21 protein-coding genes are annotated in these 20,795 nt (G+C 39.0%); all 21 read right to left on the bottom strand.

What is annotated here, in order from left to right:
- Window positions 1–125 precede the first annotated feature (125 nt).
- Window positions 126–1,127, bottom strand: coding sequence for a rod shape-determining protein (locus tag VK90_RS02035; protein WP_025147069.1), 1,002 nt, complete (start codon window positions 1,125–1,127; stop codon window positions 126–128).
- Between the two features lie 161 nt (window positions 1,128–1,288).
- Entirely contained in the window at window positions 1,289–1,561 is a 273-nt protein-coding gene (gene spoIIID / locus VK90_RS02030; RefSeq protein ID WP_000544010.1) for a sporulation transcriptional regulator SpoIIID, read from the bottom strand.
- Window positions 1,562–1,869: 308 nt separating this feature from the next.
- Window positions 1,870–2,004, bottom strand: a complete 135-nt coding sequence (locus VK90_RS02025) for a hypothetical protein (RefSeq protein ID WP_025147067.1) — start codon at window positions 2,002–2,004, stop codon at window positions 1,870–1,872.
- A 141-nt stretch (window positions 2,005–2,145) separates the two neighbouring features.
- Window positions 2,146–3,069, bottom strand: coding sequence for a M23 family metallopeptidase (locus VK90_RS02020; RefSeq protein WP_048370087.1), 924 nt, complete (start codon window positions 3,067–3,069; stop codon window positions 2,146–2,148).
- Window positions 3,070–3,231: 162 nt separating this feature from the next.
- Window positions 3,232–3,939 (bottom strand): ABC transporter permease, encoded by a 708-nt coding sequence (locus tag VK90_RS02015; protein WP_048370085.1) that lies wholly within the window; start codon window positions 3,937–3,939, stop codon window positions 3,232–3,234.
- Window positions 3,939–4,781 (bottom strand): ABC transporter ATP-binding protein, encoded by an 843-nt coding sequence (locus tag VK90_RS02010; RefSeq protein WP_048370083.1) that lies wholly within the window; start codon window positions 4,779–4,781, stop codon window positions 3,939–3,941. The genes VK90_RS02015 and VK90_RS02010 overlap by 1 nt, the downstream gene beginning before the upstream one ends.
- Before the next feature lie 180 nt (window positions 4,782–4,961).
- Complete coding sequence (locus VK90_RS02005; RefSeq protein ID WP_048370081.1) at window positions 4,962–5,969, bottom strand: LytTR family transcriptional regulator DNA-binding domain-containing protein; 1,008 nt, start codon at window positions 5,967–5,969, stop codon at window positions 4,962–4,964.
- A gap of 127 nt (window positions 5,970–6,096) precedes the next feature.
- On the bottom strand, window positions 6,097–7,713 hold the full coding sequence (locus VK90_RS02000; RefSeq protein ID WP_082147749.1) for a long-chain fatty acid--CoA ligase: 1,617 nt from the start codon (window positions 7,711–7,713) through the stop codon (window positions 6,097–6,099).
- 260 nt (window positions 7,714–7,973) lie between these two features.
- Window positions 7,974–8,990 carry a stage II sporulation protein D gene (gene spoIID / locus VK90_RS01995; protein ID WP_002174328.1) on the bottom strand — a complete coding sequence of 339 codons (1,017 nt, stop codon included), beginning with the start codon at window positions 8,988–8,990 and terminating at the stop codon, window positions 7,974–7,976.
- Between the two features lie 282 nt (window positions 8,991–9,272).
- Window positions 9,273–10,577 carry a UDP-N-acetylglucosamine 1-carboxyvinyltransferase gene (gene murA / locus VK90_RS01990; protein WP_048370079.1) on the bottom strand — a complete coding sequence of 435 codons (1,305 nt, stop codon included), beginning with the start codon at window positions 10,575–10,577 and terminating at the stop codon, window positions 9,273–9,275.
- Window positions 10,578–10,616: 39 nt separating this feature from the next.
- Window positions 10,617–11,321, bottom strand: coding sequence for a YwmB family TATA-box binding protein (locus tag VK90_RS01985; RefSeq protein ID WP_179885127.1), 705 nt, complete (start codon window positions 11,319–11,321; stop codon window positions 10,617–10,619).
- 51 nt (window positions 11,322–11,372) lie between these two features.
- Complete coding sequence (locus VK90_RS01980; protein WP_002174331.1) at window positions 11,373–11,609, bottom strand: DUF1146 family protein; 237 nt, start codon at window positions 11,607–11,609, stop codon at window positions 11,373–11,375.
- Between the two features lie 212 nt (window positions 11,610–11,821).
- Window positions 11,822–13,336, bottom strand: a complete 1,515-nt coding sequence (nuoN, locus tag VK90_RS01975; protein ID WP_048370362.1) for an NADH-quinone oxidoreductase subunit NuoN — start codon at window positions 13,334–13,336, stop codon at window positions 11,822–11,824.
- A gap of 7 nt (window positions 13,337–13,343) precedes the next feature.
- The gene (locus VK90_RS01970; protein ID WP_048370074.1) at window positions 13,344–14,846 is read right to left on the bottom strand and encodes an NADH-quinone oxidoreductase subunit M; all 1,503 of its coding nucleotides are present in this window, start codon (window positions 14,844–14,846) and stop codon (window positions 13,344–13,346) included.
- Window positions 14,843–16,705, bottom strand: a complete 1,863-nt coding sequence (gene nuoL, locus VK90_RS01965; protein ID WP_048370072.1) for an NADH-quinone oxidoreductase subunit L — start codon at window positions 16,703–16,705, stop codon at window positions 14,843–14,845. The genes VK90_RS01970 and nuoL overlap by 4 nt, the downstream gene beginning before the upstream one ends.
- A gap of 29 nt (window positions 16,706–16,734) precedes the next feature.
- Window positions 16,735–17,049 (bottom strand): NADH-quinone oxidoreductase subunit NuoK, encoded by a 315-nt coding sequence (gene nuoK, locus VK90_RS01960; protein ID WP_002174335.1) that lies wholly within the window; start codon window positions 17,047–17,049, stop codon window positions 16,735–16,737.
- Window positions 17,042–17,566 carry an NADH-quinone oxidoreductase subunit J gene (locus VK90_RS01955; RefSeq protein ID WP_002174336.1) on the bottom strand — a complete coding sequence of 175 codons (525 nt, stop codon included), beginning with the start codon at window positions 17,564–17,566 and terminating at the stop codon, window positions 17,042–17,044. Before VK90_RS01955 ends, nuoK begins: the two co-directional genes overlap by 8 nt.
- A complete protein-coding gene (gene nuoI / locus VK90_RS01950; RefSeq protein ID WP_000677191.1) occupies window positions 17,563–17,982 on the bottom strand; it encodes an NADH-quinone oxidoreductase subunit NuoI in 420 nt (139 codons plus the stop codon). Before nuoI ends, VK90_RS01955 begins: the two co-directional genes overlap by 4 nt.
- Window positions 17,983–18,007: 25 nt before the next feature.
- A complete protein-coding gene (gene nuoH / locus VK90_RS01945; RefSeq protein ID WP_048370068.1) occupies window positions 18,008–19,009 on the bottom strand; it encodes an NADH-quinone oxidoreductase subunit NuoH in 1,002 nt (333 codons plus the stop codon).
- Window positions 19,009–20,109 (bottom strand): NADH-quinone oxidoreductase subunit NuoD, encoded by a 1,101-nt coding sequence (gene nuoD, locus VK90_RS01940; protein ID WP_002174338.1) that lies wholly within the window; start codon window positions 20,107–20,109, stop codon window positions 19,009–19,011. Before nuoD ends, nuoH begins: the two co-directional genes overlap by 1 nt.
- Before the next feature lie 3 nt (window positions 20,110–20,112).
- On the bottom strand, window positions 20,113–20,795 hold a 683-nt coding region (locus VK90_RS01935; protein ID WP_048370065.1), incomplete at its 5' end, for an NADH-quinone oxidoreductase subunit C.

Here is a 20,795-nt window from a genome sequence, read left to right as displayed (position 1 = left end):
ATTGTCATAGTTTGTTTAAGAAGGCGCCTTCTTATCTAGTATTGCAAACCTCCTCTTACTTTCTTTTATTTACAAAAAAAGTGCGAAGGAAATATTTCCTTCGCACTTTTTAAATCATTCAAACCTTATCGCAACGCACGACGTGGTAATTTATCAATGTTCTCTAACATAATACCTGTACCAACCGCAACACAGTGCATTGGGTTTTCAGCAATTAATACTGGTAATTTTAACTCTTCTGCTAGAAGCATGTCGATACCGTGTAATAAAGCCCCACCGCCTGTTAGAATAACACCACGGTCAATAATGTCCGCAGATAGTTCTGGTGGTGTGCGCTCTAGTACGCCTTTTGCAGCTTGTACAATGATAGCCGCGTCTTCTTTTAGTGCTTCTGTAATTTCTTCCGAGCATACTGTAATTGTACGTGGTAAACCAGTTACCATGTCACGTCCGCGAATTTCAAGCTCTTCACTACGTGCACCTGGGAATACTGTACCAACTTTAATTTTAATATTTTCTGAAGTACGTTCTCCAATCAATAGCTTATACTTACGTTTAACGTAGTTTAAGATCTCCATATCAAACTTATCGCCAGCCATTTTGATAGAGGAAGAGGTAACAATATCACCCATAGAAAGTACGGCAATATCTGTTGTACCTCCACCAATATCAACAACCATGTTTCCGCTTGGCTGGAAGATTTCCATACCAGCACCAACTGCGGCTACTTTTGGTTCTTCTTCTAAAAATACTGTTTTACCACCTGAACGCTCAGCAGCCTCACGAATTGCTTTTTGTTCTACAGATGTGATATTTGTTGGACAGCAAATTAAAATGCGAGGTTTTGAAAAGAGACTCTTCACGTCCAATTTGTTAATGAAATACTTTAACATTGCTTCTGTAATTTCGAAATCTGCGATTACACCATCTTTAAGCGGACGAATTGCCACAATATTACCAGGTGTACGTCCCACCATACTTCTTGCTTCTTCACCTACTGCTAATACTTTTCCACTATTACGATCAAGTGCCACAACAGATGGCTCATTTAATACAACACCCTTACCTTTAACATGAATTAATACGTTAGCCGTACCTAGGTCAATTCCGATATCTCGCGCAAACATTCCCGTCTTTTCCTCCTCGATATTCAAAATCAGGTTACACCCGAATTCTTTTACACCTAATTTCTGATTTTATCATAATTTTAACAGAAACGTAATATTCACAAAAAGAATTTTTCTGAAAAACATTACCGAATCTGTAAGGAATGTTTGCTGTTTTGCATTTATTGACGTACAGGCTTTTCTATATCTTCTTTTCTATACTTCTGCTTTGTTGCTTCTCCCCCTCTTAAATGACGAATAGACTTATGATAATCAAGAATTTCTTTCACTTCATTTGCGAGCTCTGGATTAATTTCTGGCAAACGTTCTGTTAAATCTTTATGGACTGTACTCTTTGATACCCCAAACTCCTTTGCAATTACACGCACTGTCTTTCTTGTCTCCACGATATACTTGCCAATCTTGATAGTTCTCTCTTTGATGTAATCGTGCACACCACTCGCCTCCCTAAATTGGATGTGAGAAGTGTGAAATGAGACTCGCTGCATACGACTATGAAGTAAATGTGAGTGCTGTTTGTAAGCGTTAAACATTCTTGGATTTATAATGCAATGATTCACGATTTCTCACCTCAAACACTCTCTTTGCATTGGTTTATACCATTGTATTGCCCGCACTACTGATATATGCTACATGTTCACTATTTTTGCGGACTAAGTTAAGAAAAATAACGTTTTTGTGTGAGAAATACGTTAACAATGACAATTATGGCGAAAAAAAGTGACACCTCTTATACAAGGTGTCACTTTTCTCGTTCATACTCTTCTTCTAACAACTGATGGTGGGGAACTTCTTTCTTACCGGCAATATAATAATATAAAGCGAATAAAACAAACAATAAAATAATAGCAATCGACAGAACTGATAAAAATGACACAGTATCCCCTCCCTTTTGTAATATATATTCGAGAATCTCGTCATTTTTCCTTGTTATTGCAAATTTTTTCTCGAAACTGATTATTTTTATATGAAAATAAAAAAATCAGTTCTCCTAGTGAGAACTGATTTTTTCACTTTTTTATTCTTGTGAAGAAGAATCACTAGATGATTCTGTAGAACCATTTGTTGATTTTTCTTCTTTCTTAGCTTTGTCCTCTTGTTTGCCGTTCGTCTCTTTATCACTAGTCGAACCGCTTGTTGATTTCTCTTCTTTTTGAGATTTATCCTCTGTTTTACTTTCTGGTTTCGTGCTTGTTGACTTTTCTTCTTTTTGAGATTTGTCATCATCTTTTTTACCAGAAGCATTCGTCGCCTTTGCAGTACCTGCATCAGCTTTAATTTCTGCTACTGATTTATTTAAGTAACGCTCAGGATTCACAGCCACATTGTCTTTACGTACTTCAAAGTGAACGTAAGAACCTGCATCTTTATTCATTGTACTTAAACCGGATTTCCCTAGTACTTCACCTTGTGCAACTCGTGCACCTTTTTCTACTTTCACACTGCCTAAGCTTTGATAAGATGCCGCTACACCATTTCCACTATCTACTGTTACAACATAACCAAGAAGTGAATCTTTTTCAGCTTTCGTTACTGTACCACTTAAAGCAGCTGTAACATCGAATTCTTTTCCATTTTTCGCAGCAATGTCGATTCCTTTATTCGGGGAATATGTGTTGTTATAAAAGACAAGTGCTTTTTCTTGTTCCGCCTCAGTTGCTGCATCTTCATAGAATTTCTTCTGTACTACTACTTCTGCATTTGCTGCAGCTGGCATTTTCACTACTTCTGAAGATTTTGTTACCGGTACTGCCGGATCATCCGTTTGTGTATACGGCGTTGCTTGATCTTGGTTCGGAGCTTTCTTTGGATTAGCTCCTTGGAACCATAGCGCAACCATTAAGATTACCGCTGCACAAGCAATGTATAGTGCCGGAAACACCCATCTTCTTTGAAATAAATGTACTACTTTTCGCGACTTTTTATTATTTCTTCCTCGCATTCCATCATCACCTCAGCAATCATTTTGAACAATATTCATACATCCTATACAACCTATAACTAATTACTTTTCGACAAAATCTGTAAAAATATGTATAATAATCGCAAAATTTCCGAGGAAATGATGAAAAAAAGAAAAAACTGAGCTTCTTCAGCCCAGTTTTTAGTCCATTTGTTTCTTTCTATACACGAAGAGAGTAATAACAAGTACTGCCACTAACCAAATAGTTATGTTCAATAAATTACTAGTAATTGCACTAAAATCTTCACCTTTTATTACACTACTAACTGCGAGACCGATATGACGAGTTGGTAAATACTCGACTATTTTTGTAACAACCTCATTTTTCACGAATCCTGCTATAAAATCGCCAATAAGAAAGACCATTAATATCGGTAACCCAATTGTTGATGTTTGCGGTACATTTTGAGCTATTAATCCAATACATGTTCCAATAAGGGTGAATATTAGCATTCCAAGAACAAAGATGAATAATAATAATGCAATATTACCTTCTAATTTACCTAAAATAAGTAGATTAATAAAACAAATCGCAACTGTAATTATGCCCGTTAATGAGCTTTTTCCAATTAATACTTCAATAGACGATGCTGGCGATAACATAAGAACACGAAGCGTACTTTTTTCCTTTTCTTCAGCGATAAGCATTGCCTGTATAAAGCCCCCAACCAAAACTAACGTCATTGTAATTAATGTACTTGCCCCAACTTCTCTAAAATTATCTGAACGACTATATATTATTGCAAAGAAAATCGGCATTGCCATCATAATTAAACTTTGTGAATTCGTTTTAAAATCCTGTACCTCTTTCCGAAAAATAGCTGAAAATCGTCTCATTGAAAACGTCATTATAATCCCCTCCCAGTAACTTCAATAAAGATATCGCCTAACGTTGGCTCATAAGAATGAATCGATAGTAATTCGCCCTTTTTCATCCATTCTGAAATACGTTTTGCTCCTAATTCATCTTTTTTCACTGTTTCTTTTTGTTTATCTTTCAACACAACTTGTATTTGATCTTTCGCGTATTTTAATCGTAAGTTTTCTGGTGTATCGAGTGCTACAATTTCTCCTCCGCATAAGAAGGCAATGCGGTTACAAAGCGTTTCTGCTTCGTCCATATTGTGCGTCGTTAAGAAAATCGTAGTTCCTTCTTTATTTAAGTCTTTTAAGATTTTATGAATGTTTTGCACGTTTACCGGATCGAGTGCAGATGTTGGTTCGTCTAAAAAAAGGATATCTGGTTTATGAAGGATTGCTCTCGCTAATGTAACGCGCTGCTTCATTCCTTTTGATAATTTTTTCACTTGTGTTTTTTTATCATCTAATAAATTCACTTGTGATAGCACTTCATCAATTCGTTCTTTTTTACAATCATATAAATCACAAAATAGTAGTAAGTTATCATAAATGCTAAGTCTTTCGTATAAGCCGCTATTGTCTGTTAAAATACCAATCCGTTTGTAATCGATGCTGCTTGGCCCCGTAATATCTTTACCTAACACTCTTACAGTTCCAACGCTATGAAGCAATTGAGAAGTTAAAATCTTCACTGTTGTCGTTTTCCCAGATCCACTCGGTCCGAGGAATCCGAAAACTTCTCCTTGCTTCACCTCAATATTTACATTTCGAAGGGCCGTTTTTCCATCGAAACTTTTCATTACATCTTTCATTTCAATTGCCAATTTCATTTCGTCATCCCCTTTGTTTTTCTTTTTATAGATGAAAGTCGCTTTAGCGATTCTCGTTTGTTTGTTTCGCTTTTCTTGACTCAATCATATGAAAAACAAAGGGATTACGCAGTAAAATACCGGTAAAAGGAGTATTTTCACCGGTAAATGAATCGTATTTTGAGCTTATTGGAGTATTTTTTATAGCCCAATTACACCTTTTAATTCATCCATTCGTCCTTTTGAAAGTGGGATTGAACTTTTTCTTTCGTCATCCAAAATTAAACTAAAGCTATTACGTGTCCAAGTAATAACTTCTCGCACTCTTTGTAAATTAACGAGGTACGAGCGATGACATCTGAAGAATCCGAATCCTGTTAATCTTACTTCTAGTTCACTTAATGTTAATGCACATACGAAATCACCTTCACGAACATGAATATGTGTCACTCCATTTTGCGTTTCAATGAAATGAATTTCCATCGGATCAAGTAAAATGATTTTATCGTTCACTTTCGCTGGTATTCTTTCAAGTTTCATTTGCGGAATCATTTGAACTACTTTTTCCTCATCGACTTCTTCCACTTCTTCCTGCTCGATTTCCACTTTTTTTACACCGTCTTGATTTAATATGTATACATCCTCTGTTAGCGAGAGCGCATCCGATAAGAAGGACGATGTAATAAAGATTGCCTTTCCTTGTTCTTTCATTTTCATAATTGCTTTTCGAATAATAATCGTACTCTCTGTATCTACATTTTGCTCTGGCTCTTCCAGAATAACTAAGTCCGGATTATGAATCATAACTCGCCCGATATGAAGACGGCGTTTCTCTGAAAATGACAATTTTTCTATTTTAACGTTTAACTTATCTAGGAGACCGACATATTGTACTACTTCTTCCATACTCATATTTGATTCATACAGCCCTAATAAGAACTTAAAGTACTCCTTCACCTTCAAACGGTCATATGCTTCATCTTTCAAAAAACAAAAACCGATGCGTGAATACACTTTCTTCCCAATTGGCTCTTCTTCAAATAGCACACTGCCCGAAGAAGCCTCTTCTTCTCCGATAATAATACGGTGCAACACTTTAGCTGTATGATTATTACATTGCAAAACAACACATTGTCCTTCCTCAACTTCCAGTTCAATTGTTGGCAACTGGTTTGTCTTCCCTAACTGTTTCAACTCCAATAACGCCATTCTGTCTCCCCCAAATGTTTTTTAGTTCATTATACCAAACAATTAATGGAAAATTATGATATTTAATACAATATTATAAGTATAGTCAACAAAGAAGGCCATCCGCATTAAAGGATAGCCTTCTTCTTTATTTCTGCTCCACCATATAAGTCTTCAACTGATCACGAAGCGCTCTTTTTAAGAATTTCCCTACAGATGTTTTCGGAATTTCATTTACGAATAAAATATCGTCTGGCATCCACCATTTCGGGAATTCTGCTTCTAGTAAAGCATACAGTTCGTCTCGTTCTACTGCTTGTCCTTCTTTTAATACGACACAAGCAACAGGACGCTCTTGCCATTTTTCATGCGGAACTGCTACGACAGATGCTTCTAATACTTTGTCATGTGACATTAAAGCATTTTCTAAATCTACCGAAGAAATCCATTCACCGCCGCTTTTAATTAAATCTTTCGTACGATCAGCAATTTTAATAAATCCTTCCGAATCAACTGTAACAATGTCTCCTGTATGAAGCCAACCATCTTTCATTGATTCTTCCGTACGTTCATCATTATAATAGCTACCAGCGATCCATGGGCCGCGCAGACAAAGCTCTCCCATTTCTTCTCCATCCCATTTAATTTCACCGTCTTGTCCAATCACTTTCATTTCTAATCCAGGGAATAAATACCCTTGGCGAGAACGTAAATTATAATATTCTTCTTTCGGTAAATCACGCTGATACGATTTCGGGCAGTTAATTACAACTGCTGGACTCGTTTCTGTCATTCCATATATTTGTCTAAATACAATTTCATATTTCTCTTCATACGTACGAATCATACTTAACGGAGCAGCCGCTCCACCTGACCATATCGTTTTCACGCTACTAATATCATATGGATGTTTTTCAAGTTCTTGTAATAAGCCAATCCAAATGGTTGGTACGCCAGCCGTAATTGTTACTTTCTCTCTTTCAATTAACTCTGCCAAAATCTCTGGTGTGAAATGCGGTCCTGGTAATACGAGTTTCGTACCAAACCATGTACTCGCAAACGGTAATCCCCATGCGTTAACGTGGAACATTGGAACGACAGGCATACAAGTGTCTACTTCTGATATATTCCCGCCATCTGCAAGTCCGAGTGTGTAACTATGAAGCGCGATACTACGGTGTGTGTAAACTACGCCTTTCGGTTTTCCTGTCGTAGCTGATGTGTAGCACATACCAGCCGGTTCTTTTTCATCTAAATCTTTTACAAACGGAAATGTCTCATCGCCTTCTTCGAGTAATTGGTCGTAATGGTATGCTGGTGATAGTGTTGTGTGAGGTAGTTTATGATCGTCTGTCATAATAATAAAGGCTTTTACGTGTGGAATTTCGTGTTGAATACTTTCTAATATAGGTACCATGTCTTCATCGACAAAAATAATTTTGTCTTCTGCATGGTTAATAATATATGAAATGTGATCAGCGGAAAGCCTTAAATTAATCGTATGTAGCACCGCCCCGATTCCTGGAATCGCAAAGTATGCTTCCAAATGCCTATGATGGTTCCAAGCAATTGTACCTACTTTATCCCCTTGTTCAATTCCCATTCTCTTTAATACGCTAGCAAGCCTTCTTGTCCGCTTTGCAATTTCTCCGTATGTTAATGTATGAATACGAGATGCAGTCCGTGAGACAACTTCCTTTTTTGAAAAATATTTCTCCGCTCGTTCCATCATTGACGGAATGAGAAGTGGTACATCCATCATCATTTTTCATTACCCCCTGTTATTATGTTTTATATATTCACATAACTGTATTATAACACGCAGTGCGCAGGGTAACTTCCATTTATTTCTACAAATAATGACAAAAAGAGCTGTCCCATAAGTCGAACTTTTGACTAGGCGACACCCCTTTATATTTTCTCCTTTACAACAAAAAGGAGCTGTTCCAAAATATCTTTTGGAACAGCTCCTTCTAGTAACGACATCTATATCAAATCAACAAAAGTGTACGTGCACTATAATCCCTATTTTTTCACCATCAATTTCCCTTCATAATCATTCATCGTTTTAATTTCAATACCTTTATAGTAATGAGCAACGATATCTGTATATTTCTTACCTTCTTTCGCCATACCGTTTGCCCCATATTGGCTCATACCGACGCCATGGCCGAAACCTTTTGTCGTAACGACGATGTTATTACCTTGTTGTTTCCATGTAAAGTCAGAAGAACGTAAATCTAATTTTTCACGAACTTCTTTTCCTGTTAATGTTTTCCCTTGAAACTCTACATCTTTTACCCGTTTTCCTTCTGTAAGGTCTTTAATGTTTCCAATCTTCCCGTCTGGTAGTACTTTCACACCAAGACGTTTTTGAAAGTCCGTCACTGTAAATGTTTGCTCGCTCGTAAATTTTGGAGATGCTTGATCCCATGGACTGTCTACACTCTTTAAGTACGGATAATCATTCCCCCAATAATCCGCTGCATTTTCTGTTCGACCGTTACTCGTTGAGAAGAAAGAAGCTGAAATTGGCTTACCTTCATACGTTAAAACTTGTCCTGCTGTTTTAGAAACTGCTTCCTCGATTTTCTTTAAATTATTTTCGTAGTTATTCCCCCACTGTTTCTTCAGTTCCTCTTTACTTTTGTACACTTGATCTTTGACCGTGTCTGTCACGTCCGCATTGTTTTTCTTACCTCCGCTTAGCATACGCTGCACCACGAATGTTCTTGCTGCTAATGCCTGCGCCTTTAGCGCCTCTATTTCAAAACTGGCATTCATCTCAGAAGCTACTACACCGGTTACATATTCCTCCATAGGCAATGTTTCTACCTTTTTCTGCTGATCGCGATATACAGCAACTTGAACCGCTGTATCAACTTTCCCTGGAGCTGGTATGCTTTGTACGACTGGAGGAGTTTTAGGAGATTCTTCCCCTACCTTTGCTTTCGCAAACGGAATGACAAGGACGGCAGGTACAATGATAACGAGCGCTATTAAAAGCGCCATTGTAATGAAAAGTGGCTTTGAAAATTTCATCCTATTCCCCCAATATAAAGTTGGCTTCCTTTCATTCTTATGGAACTAAGGGGGCTTTTAGAACATACTTAGGGGGATCGGTATAAAGTGAAACTTTGATCAGTGAGGGTTTTATTCATCCCCCACTGACTATTAGCCCATCCCAACCGGGCATGTGCGGGATAAAACAAAAATTTTCTAAATATTTTTACTGAGACGTGCATAAGTATAGAATTTATTGACTATAACAGTAATAGTTAAAAAAAATAGCCTCTACGTCAAAAGACATAGAGACTATTTCAATTAAGCGTGAAGATCAGAAACTTCTTGTTCTTTCACTTCTTCTACTTTTTCGTTTACACGTTCAATAGTTGCACCTAATGCAGCTAATTTCTTATGGAAGTTTACATAGCCACGGTCAAGATGTTTTAGCTCGGTTACACGAGTGTAACCTTCTGATACTAAACCAGCTAAGATTAATGCTGCTGCTGCACGTAAATCAGTTGCGCCTACTTCAGCACCTTGTAAGCTGTTTGGACCGTTCATAATAACAGAACGACCTTCGATTTTAATATCAGCATTCATACGACGGAATTCTTCAACGTGCATAAAGCGGTTTTCGAATACCGTTTCTGTAATCATACTTGTTCCATCAGCTTGTAGTAATAATGCCATCATTTGTGATTGCATGTCTGTTGGGAAACCTGGATGAGGCATAGTTTTAATATCAACCGCTTTTAACTTATCTGGGCCGATAACACGTACACCTTCATTTTCCTCAATAATTTTAACACCCATTTCTTCCATTTTCGCCGTAATAGAGCGTAAATGTTCTGGTACAGCATTTTCAATTAAGATGTCTCCACCAGTAATTGCTGCTGCAACCATGAATGTTCCTGCTTCAATACGGTCAGGAATAATAGAATGGTTTGCACCATATAATTTATCGACACCTTCAATACGAATCGTTCCAGTTCCAGCTCCGCGTACTTTCGCTCCCATCGCATTTAAGAAGTTAGCTAAGTCAACGATTTCTGGCTCTTTTGCTGCGTTTTCAAGGATTGTTGTCCCTTTTGCTAATGTAGCTGCAGACATAATGTTTTCTGTCGCGCCTACGCTTGGGAAGTCTAAATAAATTTTAGCTCCTTTTAGTTCTCCCTCTACATATGCCTCAACAAATCCGTTACCAACTTTCACTTTCGCTCCCATTGCTTCGAAGCCTTTTAAATGTTGGTCAATTGGACGTGAACCAATTGCACATCCACCAGGAAGTGCAATACGAGCACGACCGTTACGCGCTAATAATGGTCCCATCACTTGAACAGATGCACGCATTTTACGTACATACTCAAATGGTGCTTCAATGTTTAATTCTTTAGAAGAATCGATTGTTACTTGGTTATTTTCAAATACGACTTCAGCATTTAAATGACGTAATACCTCGTTAATTGTGTATACATCAGACAAAACTGGTACTTCAGATAGTACATTCTTTCCATCACTCGCTAATAGGGCTGCAGCGATTATAGGTAATACAGCATTTTTTGCGCCCTCAACACGCACTGTGCCGTTCAACCGCTTTCCGCCACGGACGATGATCTTTTCCAAATTATTCCCCTCCGTGTCCTTTTTTCAGTATCTATTCTCTCAATACTCAGAAGTTATGATCGGTGTGCCAACCACAATTGTATCTTTGTTGTCTGTAGAACGTATTGCTATTTGCACATTTATTTTCTCTCTATTTGTTGAAAGAGCGTCATTCCACTTTTTATTATATGCGGAGACTGACACAAATGCTCTTTCTTCTATCTGTTCGATCGCTCTTGCTGAAAGATCTTTCAAAACCTGATTGGTTTTATTTTGCAAAACACCTTCAATCTTATCATTCAGTACACCTTGAACACAAGTATAAATTGTAGGTTTTTCACTAAAAATTTTATCCATTTTCCGAACGTACTTCGGGTCCCATTTCGCCCCGCTTACTTCAAAAATAATGAAAGTGTTTTCTTTAGTATTTTCCTTACTCCAAGTTACTACTACTCGTTCTTCATATGAAGAAGATTTTTTATAGGATGTAGCTTTATATCCATCTGGAGATTGCTCTAATTCCCAACTTTCGACATTTGCTTTTTCCTTCACTTCATTTAACAATTTTTGAAACGTATGTATATTAGAAATTGTTTTCGTTTCTCGTGCTAACCATGACCACCGCTCTACTTTTGCATCGTTCTTCTCTAAAGCTGCGACCATGCTCTCCATTTTCTGTTCATCGCTTATAGGTTTCATCTCTCTATATCCAACCAAAAATAAAACAACACTTACGACAACGATAAGAATGGCTTTAAACTTCAATTTCATCCCCTCCTATCCCCATTGTTAACGGAGATATGAGGTTCTATACACTTACTTTACTAAATACGTTAAACTCTTCGAATAGCCTAAATAATCAAGGAAAAAGTTACTTACAGATGTCCCAATTGCAATTGTAATTAGGATGAGTAACACTCTCGTCTGCATCACTTTCCCAGACTTCATTAAGCGCTCAATGTGAATACCTTGTAAGGCCCACCACGTAATGGTAATAAATAATAAATGCGAAACAATGGCAATCAGTGCTTGTTGCCCTAAAAGTTGTGCCAAAAAATCGACCCCTTTTTTGCTTGGCTACTACTTACGCAAAATGTAAAAACGATACCATAATAAGTAGGAGCCACACTTTTTCACACGCAAATAAGTATCTTACATTTCACATCGAAATTTTCTTTTGAAAAACATATACCTATAGGCGTTTTCATTTGCTACTACTCCAAAATAAAAAGCGTAGAGTACGGACTCTACACCTTTTATTTTCACTATTGTACCACGTTCCCTAAGAAGAAGAAATCTTTCATTAATGGAAAATATTCATAAAAGAAATTGTAACCAATCATCGGCATAATCCCTAGTATTACAATCGAAATTGCGCAAAGGCTCATGACAATCTTTATATTTAACGGTAACTGAATTTTCTCTTCTGTCTCTCCAGTACGGAAAAACATTTGCTGTAAAATCCAGAAATAATATATGAGTGAAATAACCGTCGTACCCATCATAATAGAAGCTAACACGTAATGAGCTGGTTCTACATGAAGTGCTCCTAAAAAGATGTTAATCTTTCCGATGAAACCAGCCGTCCCCGGTATTCCAGCTAGCGATAAAATAAAAACTGTCATCACTATAGCGGTAAATGGCGATCGCTTATATAATCCTGTGAAAATCGTCATATTTTCCTTATTGTTTTGTAAGATTAATCCGTGGATGATTGCAAATGCTCCTATATTCATGAGCATATACGCCAGCATATAAAACCACATACTATCCATCGTAAACTGTGATAGTGCCACGAGAGGCACGAGCAAATACCCAGCATGTGCAATGCCCGAATAAGCAAATAGGCGTTTTACATTGTATTGCTTTAAGGCTACTACGTTCCCAACAATCATCGTAATACTAGCTAGCACCACAATGTATATGCTCATACGCCCATACAAGGATTGCATATCCCCTTGGATTGCCACACTTGCAAATACCATAAGGAACAGGCGCGTAATGAGTAGAAACCCCGCAATTTTAGAAATCGTCCCGAGAAATGCTGTGACAGGTGTCGCCGCTCCCTCATATACGTCTGGTGCCCACATATGAAACGGCACTGTTGCAATTTTGAAAGAGAGCCCAACGAGCAATAGTAGAAATGCGAGAGCTAACAATAACTGAATGCCACCAGCCAACTCTTGCGTCAATACCTTTTGCATTTCCACTATGTTGGTCGATCCTGTAATACCGTATAAATAACTCATTCCAAAGAGCGTAATCGCTGTTCCAATCCCTCCGTTAATGACGTATTTCATTGCTGCCTCATTTGATGCGCGGTTTCTTTTTCGAATTCCTACTAGAATATACGAAGAAAGCGAAAGCAACTCTAAACCGACGAATAGTGTGATGAAATCAACGCTAGAAGCCATGAACATCGCTCCAAGAAGCGCCATTAACATTAAGTAATAATATTCTCCCTTATCTCGAATAGGATCCTCTTTGTCATCACTCATTGCCATACATAAGACGAGAGCTGCTCCGATTAATAACAACGTTTTAAACCCTTTTGAAAATCCATCTAATACAAACGATCCATTTAAAATATCTCCTGCCGGTTCGCTATATAGCGTAATTAATGACACTATCGCTAACAAGGCAGCGGCAATTGCACCAATCGCTACGTACCTATGGTTCAGCTTAAAAAACAAATCACATATGGAAAGAAGGATGGCAGCCCCGAGAATAATGAATTCTGGTACCATGAGGTGCCATGATAAGCTAAGTAACGTGTTCATATCCATCCTACTTCACCCCCAATGTTTTCAATGTATTTTGAAGCGGATCCCCTAGTAGTTCTGGCATTACTCCAATTGCAATAATACAAACGATAAGCAATATAACAGGGACGTACTCCCATCCGTGTATATCAGATTTCGCTTCCCATTCTTTCTTGCCAAATGTCACTTGAAGTATCGCTCTTAATACGTATACAGCGGTTAAAATAATCCCAAGTACACCGACAGCGGCGATGACTGGTTCCCCTTGGAATAAACCGAGAAAGGCAAGGAATTCGCTAACGAATCCAGACATTCCTGGCAGTCCAAGCGATGCCATACCGCCCGCCAGGAAGAAACCGCTAAGCACTGGAACACTTTTTGCGAGTCCGCCAAGTGCTGTAATATCCGAAGTCCCGAAACGTTGTTCAATTATGCCTAGTAAGAAGAAGAGTAACGCTGCAATTAAACCGTGAGACACAACTTGGAATAACGCCCCCTGTGTGCCTGGTGCATTTAACGCCGCAAGCCCCATTAAAACAATTCCCATATGTGAAATACTAGAGTAAGCAAGTACCTTTCTAAAGTCCGTTTGGATAAGTGCTAGAAAGGCCCCGTACAATAAATTAATTACCCCTAAAATCGCGATTAGCGTTGCAAACTCACGAAAGTATTCTGGGAATAACCCCTTCCCGAAGCGAATAATACCGTACGCTCCAATCTTCAGCAGAACTCCCGCATGAAGCATAACTACAGCAGGATGCGCTTCTATGTGCACATTGACCATCCAGCGATGCAAAGGAAAAATGGGTAGTTTAATCGCAAAGGCAACCATTATGGCAAGAAATAAACCGAACTGTAAGCTACTCGAGACGAGCGGTCCTCCCCCAGCAGTTACACTCGTTAATATCTCTTTAAGCTCCGCAATATTTGTCGTACCTGTTTTCGCAAACAAAATTGAGAAAACGATGAGTAAAATGGCTGATCCAATACCGTTATATATTAAATAACTATATGCAGCCTTTTCACTCGACAATTTCCCCCACTTGCCAATTAATAAAAACATTGGTGGCAACGTAATTTCAAAGAAGATAAAGAACAGCATTAAATTTTGAGCAGCGAAGACACCGAGCATCCCTATTTCTAACACGAGTAATAGCATGTAGAATGCTTTTAAATTTCTTTTAACGGAAAATGCCGCAATTGCTGCAAGCATCGCTAGAAGGGCTGTGAGTACCATCATTACAAGCGATAGACCATCAATACCAAGCTCGTAATAAATCGAAAACAACCTTTTATCCACTGCTGCAAAGTCCCCAAATTTAATCCATTTCATTTTTTCATCAAATATCGATAAGCTCTTTCCAGAGGCGTATGTACAAGCAAGGACGATAGCGATTCCAAATGGAAGCGCCGTTCCGAATAAACCAAGCGCTCGCACCGTACGCGATTCTTTTTTCGGCGTTAATAACAGTAAGAGAATTCCTAACAGCGGGGAAAAAATGAAGAACGTTAATAGCAACTCATTCATCGTAAATCCCCTCCCGTATATAACAAAATAATTACGAGTACCGCGAGCGAAACTGCCGTTACAGTGCCGTACACTTGTACATTCCCATTTTGAAGCTTCGCCCCTAGGCCACTCACACCTTTAACCAATCCCCCAATTAAAACTGCGATTCCTTCTACAACATATACTTCAAATAAGCGAAGCATATGAGCGATTCCTTTCGTAATAGGAAGCACCGTAACATTATATAGTTCATCCACATAATATTTTTCTTTCAAAAGGTTATAAAGAGGCGTCCCCTCTCCCGCGGCCCAATCTCTAGAGATAGATTTCTTGCCATATATGAAATACGCGAGGACAATTCCCGCAAATGAAACGAGCGTCGCAACAACCATAATCCAAGCTGGCCCATGTACATCTTTCACTTTGAACCCTACATCCTTCGTAAGCCAATCTCCGAGAAACGTCCCAAACCACGGTGTATTTACATATCCTGCTACTACTGCAAGAACACCGAGGACAATCATCGGATACGTCATTGTGCGAGGCGATTCATGCACCTCTTCCTTCGTCTTCGTTTCTCCCGTAAAGACAAGAAAGTATAGACGGAACATATAAAATGCTGTTAAAAATGCCGCAATTACCGCTAAAACGAATAGAAAGTAATTACCATTCATCCAAGTCGCCGCTAAAATTTCATCTTTACTAAAAAACCCGGAAAGGAGAGGAACGCCGCTAATGGCAAGTGTACCTATTAAAAACAGCGCAGCAGTTACTTTCATCTTCTTCTGTAAACCGCCCATTTTATTAATGTTTTGCGTGTGCACTGCATGAATTACACTCCCTGCAGCCAAGAACAGTAATGCTTTAAAAAAAGCGTGTGTCGTTAAATGAAAGACACCAGCTACATAACCAGCAGAGCCTAGCGCAAGCATCATGTACCCGAGCTGACTAACTGTAGAATAAGCAAGCACCCTCTTTATATCAGTTTGTACAAGACCGATAGAGGCTGCAAAGATTGCGGTGAAAGCACCAACGATTGCAACTGTTTGCATCGCTACAGCACTTGCTGAAAATAGAGGGAACATCGTTGCTACTAAATATACGCCAGCTGCAACCATCGTTGCCGCATGAATAAGTGCCGAAACAGGTGTCGGTCCTTCCATTGCATCTGGCAGCCACGTATGAAGCGGGAACTGACCCGATTTCCCCATCGCACCGATAAAAATTAAAATCGCCGTTATTGTAATCATAGTAGGGGAAAGATCACCCGTATAAATCGCCTTAAAAATCGCCTCATATTCAAAACTACCTGTGTTCCAAAAAATTAAAATCATCCCAACAAATAACCCAACATCCCCAATACGTGTCATAATAAAAGCCTTTTTCGCAGCAGCCTTCGCTTCTTCTTTAAAGAAATAAAAACCGATAAGTAAAAATGAACCGAGGCCGACTAACTCCCAAAATATATAAAGCTGTAATAAATTCGTCGATATAACAAGCCCAAGCATCGCAAATGTAAAGAGCCCTAAATATGCATAAAAGGTTGGTAACCTTTCGTCACCCTTCATATAACCTTTCGAGTACACATGTACAAGAAAGCTCACAAGCGTAACGATAAATAGCATTAAAGCCCCTAATGCAGTAACCTCAAAACCAAATGATATATCTATATCTCCGGCCCTAAGCCATATCCATTTATGTTTCACTGCCTCGGATGAAAATCGTTCTATTAGTACAACTACCGCTCCTATAAAGGAGAGAAAGGTGAAGAAAATACCTAGTACACTGCTTCCCTCTCTAATCTTCTTCCCGAACATAATAAGTAACAAAAACGAAACAAGCGGGAAAAGCGGTATGAGCCATGCATAATCGATCATTGTTTCCTTCCCCCTTTTCGGTCACAATGCTATCCTTTCAGCGTATCCATTTCATCTACATGAACTGTCGTGCGATTACGGTACAAAGCAATCAAAATCGCAAGTCCGACCGCCGCCTCAGCTGCCGCTACAGACATCGTAAACAGCGAAAAAATTTGTCCTGTTAAATTCGGAAACAAACCTAATTTACTAAACGCTACTAAATTTAAATTGGCGGCGTTGAGCATTAATTCAATACAAACCAATACAATTACTGTATTTCGCTTTGTTAAAGCTCCAAATAGGCCGATGCAAAACAAAATAATCGCAAGTGTTAAATAGGCAGAAGCTGGAACGCTACTCATGGGAATCCTCCTCTCCCTCATCCTTCTTCGCAAGTATAATTGCGCCAACAAGTGCTACAAGTAAAATAACCGAGGTTAATTCAAATGGAATAATATATTTTGAATAGAGAAGTGTACCGATTTGAAGTGTGTTTTTTTCATGGAGAGGTAAACTTCCTTGTGCGCTTTGATTTGAAAAATCGATATTATTAACAGCGAAATACATAACCGCTCCAAATGCTACAACCGCAAAGAAGATAATCCATTTTCGAAGAGTAAGGCGCGATTCATTTTCCGCGTTATGTTTCGTTAACATAATGCCAAAAATCATAATAATAGTGATTGCACCAGAGTAAATTAAAATTTGTGCAACTCCGATAAATTCAGCTGATAAGAGAAAGTACAAACCTGCAATACTAAGGAACGTAAGCACAAGAGCCAGCATCATATGCATTACTTTCGTTAAGTTCAGCATAAGAACGCCGCCAATAATCGCAGACAAGGATAATATAAAGAAAGCTACAAACTCGCCATTCATGCTTTATTCTCCTTCCTGACGTTCTCGTCATTCTCGTCAAGCCACTGCAAATTTTTAAATAAATCATCACGTGAATACTCTGCGAGTTCAAAATTATTTGTCATGACAATTGCTTCTGTCGGGCAAACCTCTGTACATAAATCGCAAAGAATACAAATTTCAAAATTAATATCGTACGTGTCGATAATTTTTCCCTTTTTCGTAGGATCAGGATGTTTTTTTCCTGTTAATTGAATGCAATCTGTCGGACAAATGTTAGAACACTGATTACAAACAATACATTTCTCTGGATAAAACTTTTGAATACCTCGAAAGCGGTCTGGTAATGGCAACGGTTGATTCGGATAATCATAGGTCACCTTTTTCTTACTCAAATTACTAAGCGTATATTTTAAACCTTTAAATAGTCCTTTCATCTCTTACTGGCACCCCCTTCATAGATTAGAAGAATAACTCCTTAATCAATGCCGTTAAGAAAATATTTGCAAGCGCGATTGGCAATAATACTTTCCAGCCAAACTCCATTAACTGGTCACCTCTTATACGTGGAAACGTGACGCGGAACCAAATTAATAGAAAGACCACACTGCTGAATTTCAAAGCAAACCATACAGCACCTGGAATAAATCCGAGGAACATAACTGGGTTCCATCCGCCTAAAAAAAGTACTGTAATTAAAGATGCCATCCCGAAGAAATATACATACTCTGAAAGCATGAAAAATGCCCAGCGAAACCCTGAGTATTCCGTATGGTATCCAGAAACAAGTTCTGACTCGGCTTCCGGTAAATCAAACGGTGTCCTATTTAACTCTGCAACTGCTGCAATTAAGAAAACAACGAAACCGATTGGCTGCGCGAAAATGTACCACACCTTCTCCTGTGCCGCTACAATCTCATTTAAATTAAGACTACCAGCTAACAAAACGACGCCAATCACACTCATTACAAGCGGAATCTCATAAGAAATCATTTGCGCCGCCGCACGCATCCCTCCTAAAAGGGAATATTTATTATTTGATGCCCATCCCCCGGTTACGACGCCAATCGTCGTAATTCCAGAAACAGCAATGTAATAAAGTAACCCTACTCCAATATCCGCGAACTGAAATTTATCAGTAAACGGGATAACCGCAAGTACCATAAATGCTGGTGCGAATGCAATAACAGGTGCTAATATAAACAACGGTTTATCCGCGGCTTTCGGAATGCTATCTTCTTTTAATAATAGTTTCAAAACATCAGCTACCGTTTGTAGTAAACCGAATCGACCCCCAACTTGGTTTGGTCCAATCCGTCCTTGCATAAATCCCATCACTTTCCGTTCTGCCAAAATACCGTATGTAACGAAGCCAAGGACTGCAAATAATAGAAGCACCGCTAATCCGAAAAAAATGAAGAAATTCGTCCAGCTTGAAGGTGATTGTAAGAGCGTCTCAATCATTAGCCGTCAACCTCCCCAAGTACAATATCAACCCCACCTAAAATCGTAATTAAATTGGCGATGTTTTCACCTTTCAATAACTTCGGTAAAATTTGCAAATTATAAAAAGATGGTCTGCGAAATTTCAAGCGGTACGGCTCTTTCTTTCCATCACTAGCAATATAGCAACCAATCTCTCCCCGCGGCGATTCTATACGGACGAATGCTTCTCCCTTAGGTGCTTTAATAATTTTCGGCACTTTTGCTATGACGGCTCCATCTTTCGGGAACTGCTCAGCTGCTTGCTCAATAATTTTTAATGACTCCTCAATTTCTTCCATCCGGCAAACGTAGCGATCCCAAGCATCACCCACGCTCCCAATAGGAATATTAAAATCAAAACGATCATAAATAGAGTATGGCTCATCTTTGCGAAGATCCCAGTTTACCCCCGTGCATCGTAAATTTGCGCCGCTTAAAGAATATGAAATCGCCTCTTCCGCGTTATATATACCAACGCCTTTCACACGATTTAGGAAAATTTCATTTCCGCTAACAAGATCGTGATACCCTTCCAATTGCTCTCTCATATACGGAACAAACTCTTTCACCTTTTCAATCCATCCGTCCGGCGCATCCCACTTCACGCCGCCGACCCTCATATAGTTGAAAGTAAGCCTTGCACCGCACAATTCATTTAATAAATTAATAATCATTTCTCGTTCGCGAAACGCATACAGAAATGGACTAACCGCTCCTATATCAAGAAGGTTCGTTCCCCACCAAACGAGATGACTCGCAACCCGCCCAAGCTCCATTGCAAGCACCCGTAAATATTCAGCACGCTCTGGAATCTCAAGCCCCATCATCGTCTCTACAGCATGGCAAATGACGTAATTATTCGTCATCGCTGATAGATAGTCCATTCGATCTGTATACGGGATAATTTGCGTATATTGCAGGCTCTCAGCAATCTTTTCTGTCCCGCGATGCAAATATCCAATAACCGGTGTAGCCTCTTTAATAATTTCCCCGTCAATTTTAATTACAAGCCGAAACACACCATGCGTACTCGGGTGCTGCGGCCCTACATTTAAGAGCATTTCTTCCGTACGGATCATAAGCTACACCTCCACATCATACGGTTCATAATCTTTCCTAAGCGGATACCCTATCCAATCATCCGGCATTAAAATGCGAGATAAATTAGGATGACCTTTAAATATAATACCGAGCAAATCATATGCTTCACGTTCCGGCCAATCCGCTCCTTTCCAAAGCGACGTCACCGATTCTACTTGCGGCGCCTCCCTATCAAGCTTTACCTTCACCGCTACTGACTGTTTCTTTCCATATGAAAATAAATGAACATACACTTCCATATGGGTCACAAAATCCGTTGCATGTAGCTCCGACATATAATCAAAAGCAAGTCCCTCATGGAATCTTAGCAATTCCATCACTTCATAATATTTAGAAGGATCCACCACAAGAGTTGGAACATCTTTTGAAAGCTTATTAATATAAGAATCTGCTAATGCATATTCTCCTACCTTCTCCTTAACAACCTCCACATAGCGATTTAAATATGGCTGGTTAATTGACGGTTCTTCCTGCTTCGCTTCATCTTCCTTCTTACTTACAACTCCCTTTGCTCTTGCAGCCGCAGCCGCTTTTGCGGCCGCTACAGCTTTCGCCTTCGCTTTGGCTTTTTCTTCGTCCGATACTTCTTCGCTTCCTTCTCTCTTCTGCTTCGCCAATGCCGCTGCTTTCGCTTTTGCGGCTGCTGCGGCTTTCGCCTTCGCTT

The sequence above is a fragment of the Bacillus sp. LK2 genome (assembly GCF_001043575.1).
Lineage (GTDB): Bacteria > Bacillota > Bacilli > Bacillales > Bacillaceae_G > Bacillus_A > Bacillus_A paramycoides.
The sequence above is the reverse complement of the archived record's forward strand: the minus strand, read 5'-3'. Positions and strand labels throughout refer to the sequence as shown.

What these genes read in the sequence shown, in the direction of transcription:
- VK90_RS02035 (WP_025147069.1), bottom strand. Translation starts at nt 1,127, where the DNA reads ATGTTTGCGCGAGATATCGGAATTGACCTAGGTACGGCTAACGTATTA.
- VK90_RS02020 (WP_048370087.1), bottom strand. Translation starts at nt 3,069, where the DNA reads ATGCGAGGAAGAAATAATAAAAAGTCGCGAAAAGTAGTACATTTATTT.
- VK90_RS02015 (WP_048370085.1), bottom strand. Translation starts at nt 3,939, where the DNA reads ATGACGTTTTCAATGAGACGATTTTCAGCTATTTTTCGGAAAGAGGTA.
- VK90_RS02010 (WP_048370083.1), bottom strand. Translation starts at nt 4,781, where the DNA reads ATGAAATTGGCAATTGAAATGAAAGATGTAATGAAAAGTTTCGATGGA.
- VK90_RS02005 (WP_048370081.1), bottom strand. Translation starts at nt 5,969, where the DNA reads ATGGCGTTATTGGAGTTGAAACAGTTAGGGAAGACAAACCAGTTGCCA.
- VK90_RS02000 (WP_082147749.1), bottom strand. Translation starts at nt 7,713, where the DNA reads ATGATGATGGATGTACCACTTCTCATTCCGTCAATGATGGAACGAGCG.
- spoIID (WP_002174328.1), bottom strand. Translation starts at nt 8,990, where the DNA reads ATGAAATTTTCAAAGCCACTTTTCATTACAATGGCGCTTTTAATAGCG.
- nuoN (WP_048370362.1), bottom strand. Translation starts at nt 13,336, where the DNA reads ATGAACACGTTACTTAGCTTATCATGGCACCTCATGGTACCAGAATTC.
- VK90_RS01970 (WP_048370074.1), bottom strand. Translation starts at nt 14,846, where the DNA reads ATGAATGAGTTGCTATTAACGTTCTTCATTTTTTCCCCGCTGTTAGGA.
- nuoL (WP_048370072.1), bottom strand. Translation starts at nt 16,705, where the DNA reads ATGATCGATTATGCATGGCTCATACCGCTTTTCCCGCTTGTTTCGTTT.
- nuoK (WP_002174335.1), bottom strand. Translation starts at nt 17,049, where the DNA reads ATGAGTAGCGTTCCAGCTTCTGCCTATTTAACACTTGCGATTATTTTG.
- VK90_RS01955 (WP_002174336.1), bottom strand. Translation starts at nt 17,566, where the DNA reads ATGAATGGCGAGTTTGTAGCTTTCTTTATATTATCCTTGTCTGCGATT.
- nuoI (WP_000677191.1), bottom strand. Translation starts at nt 17,982, where the DNA reads ATGAAAGGACTATTTAAAGGTTTAAAATATACGCTTAGTAATTTGAGT.
- nuoH (WP_048370068.1), bottom strand. Translation starts at nt 19,009, where the DNA reads ATGATTGAGACGCTCTTACAATCACCTTCAAGCTGGACGAATTTCTTC.
- nuoD (WP_002174338.1), bottom strand. Translation starts at nt 20,109, where the DNA reads ATGATCCGTACGGAAGAAATGCTCTTAAATGTAGGGCCGCAGCACCCG.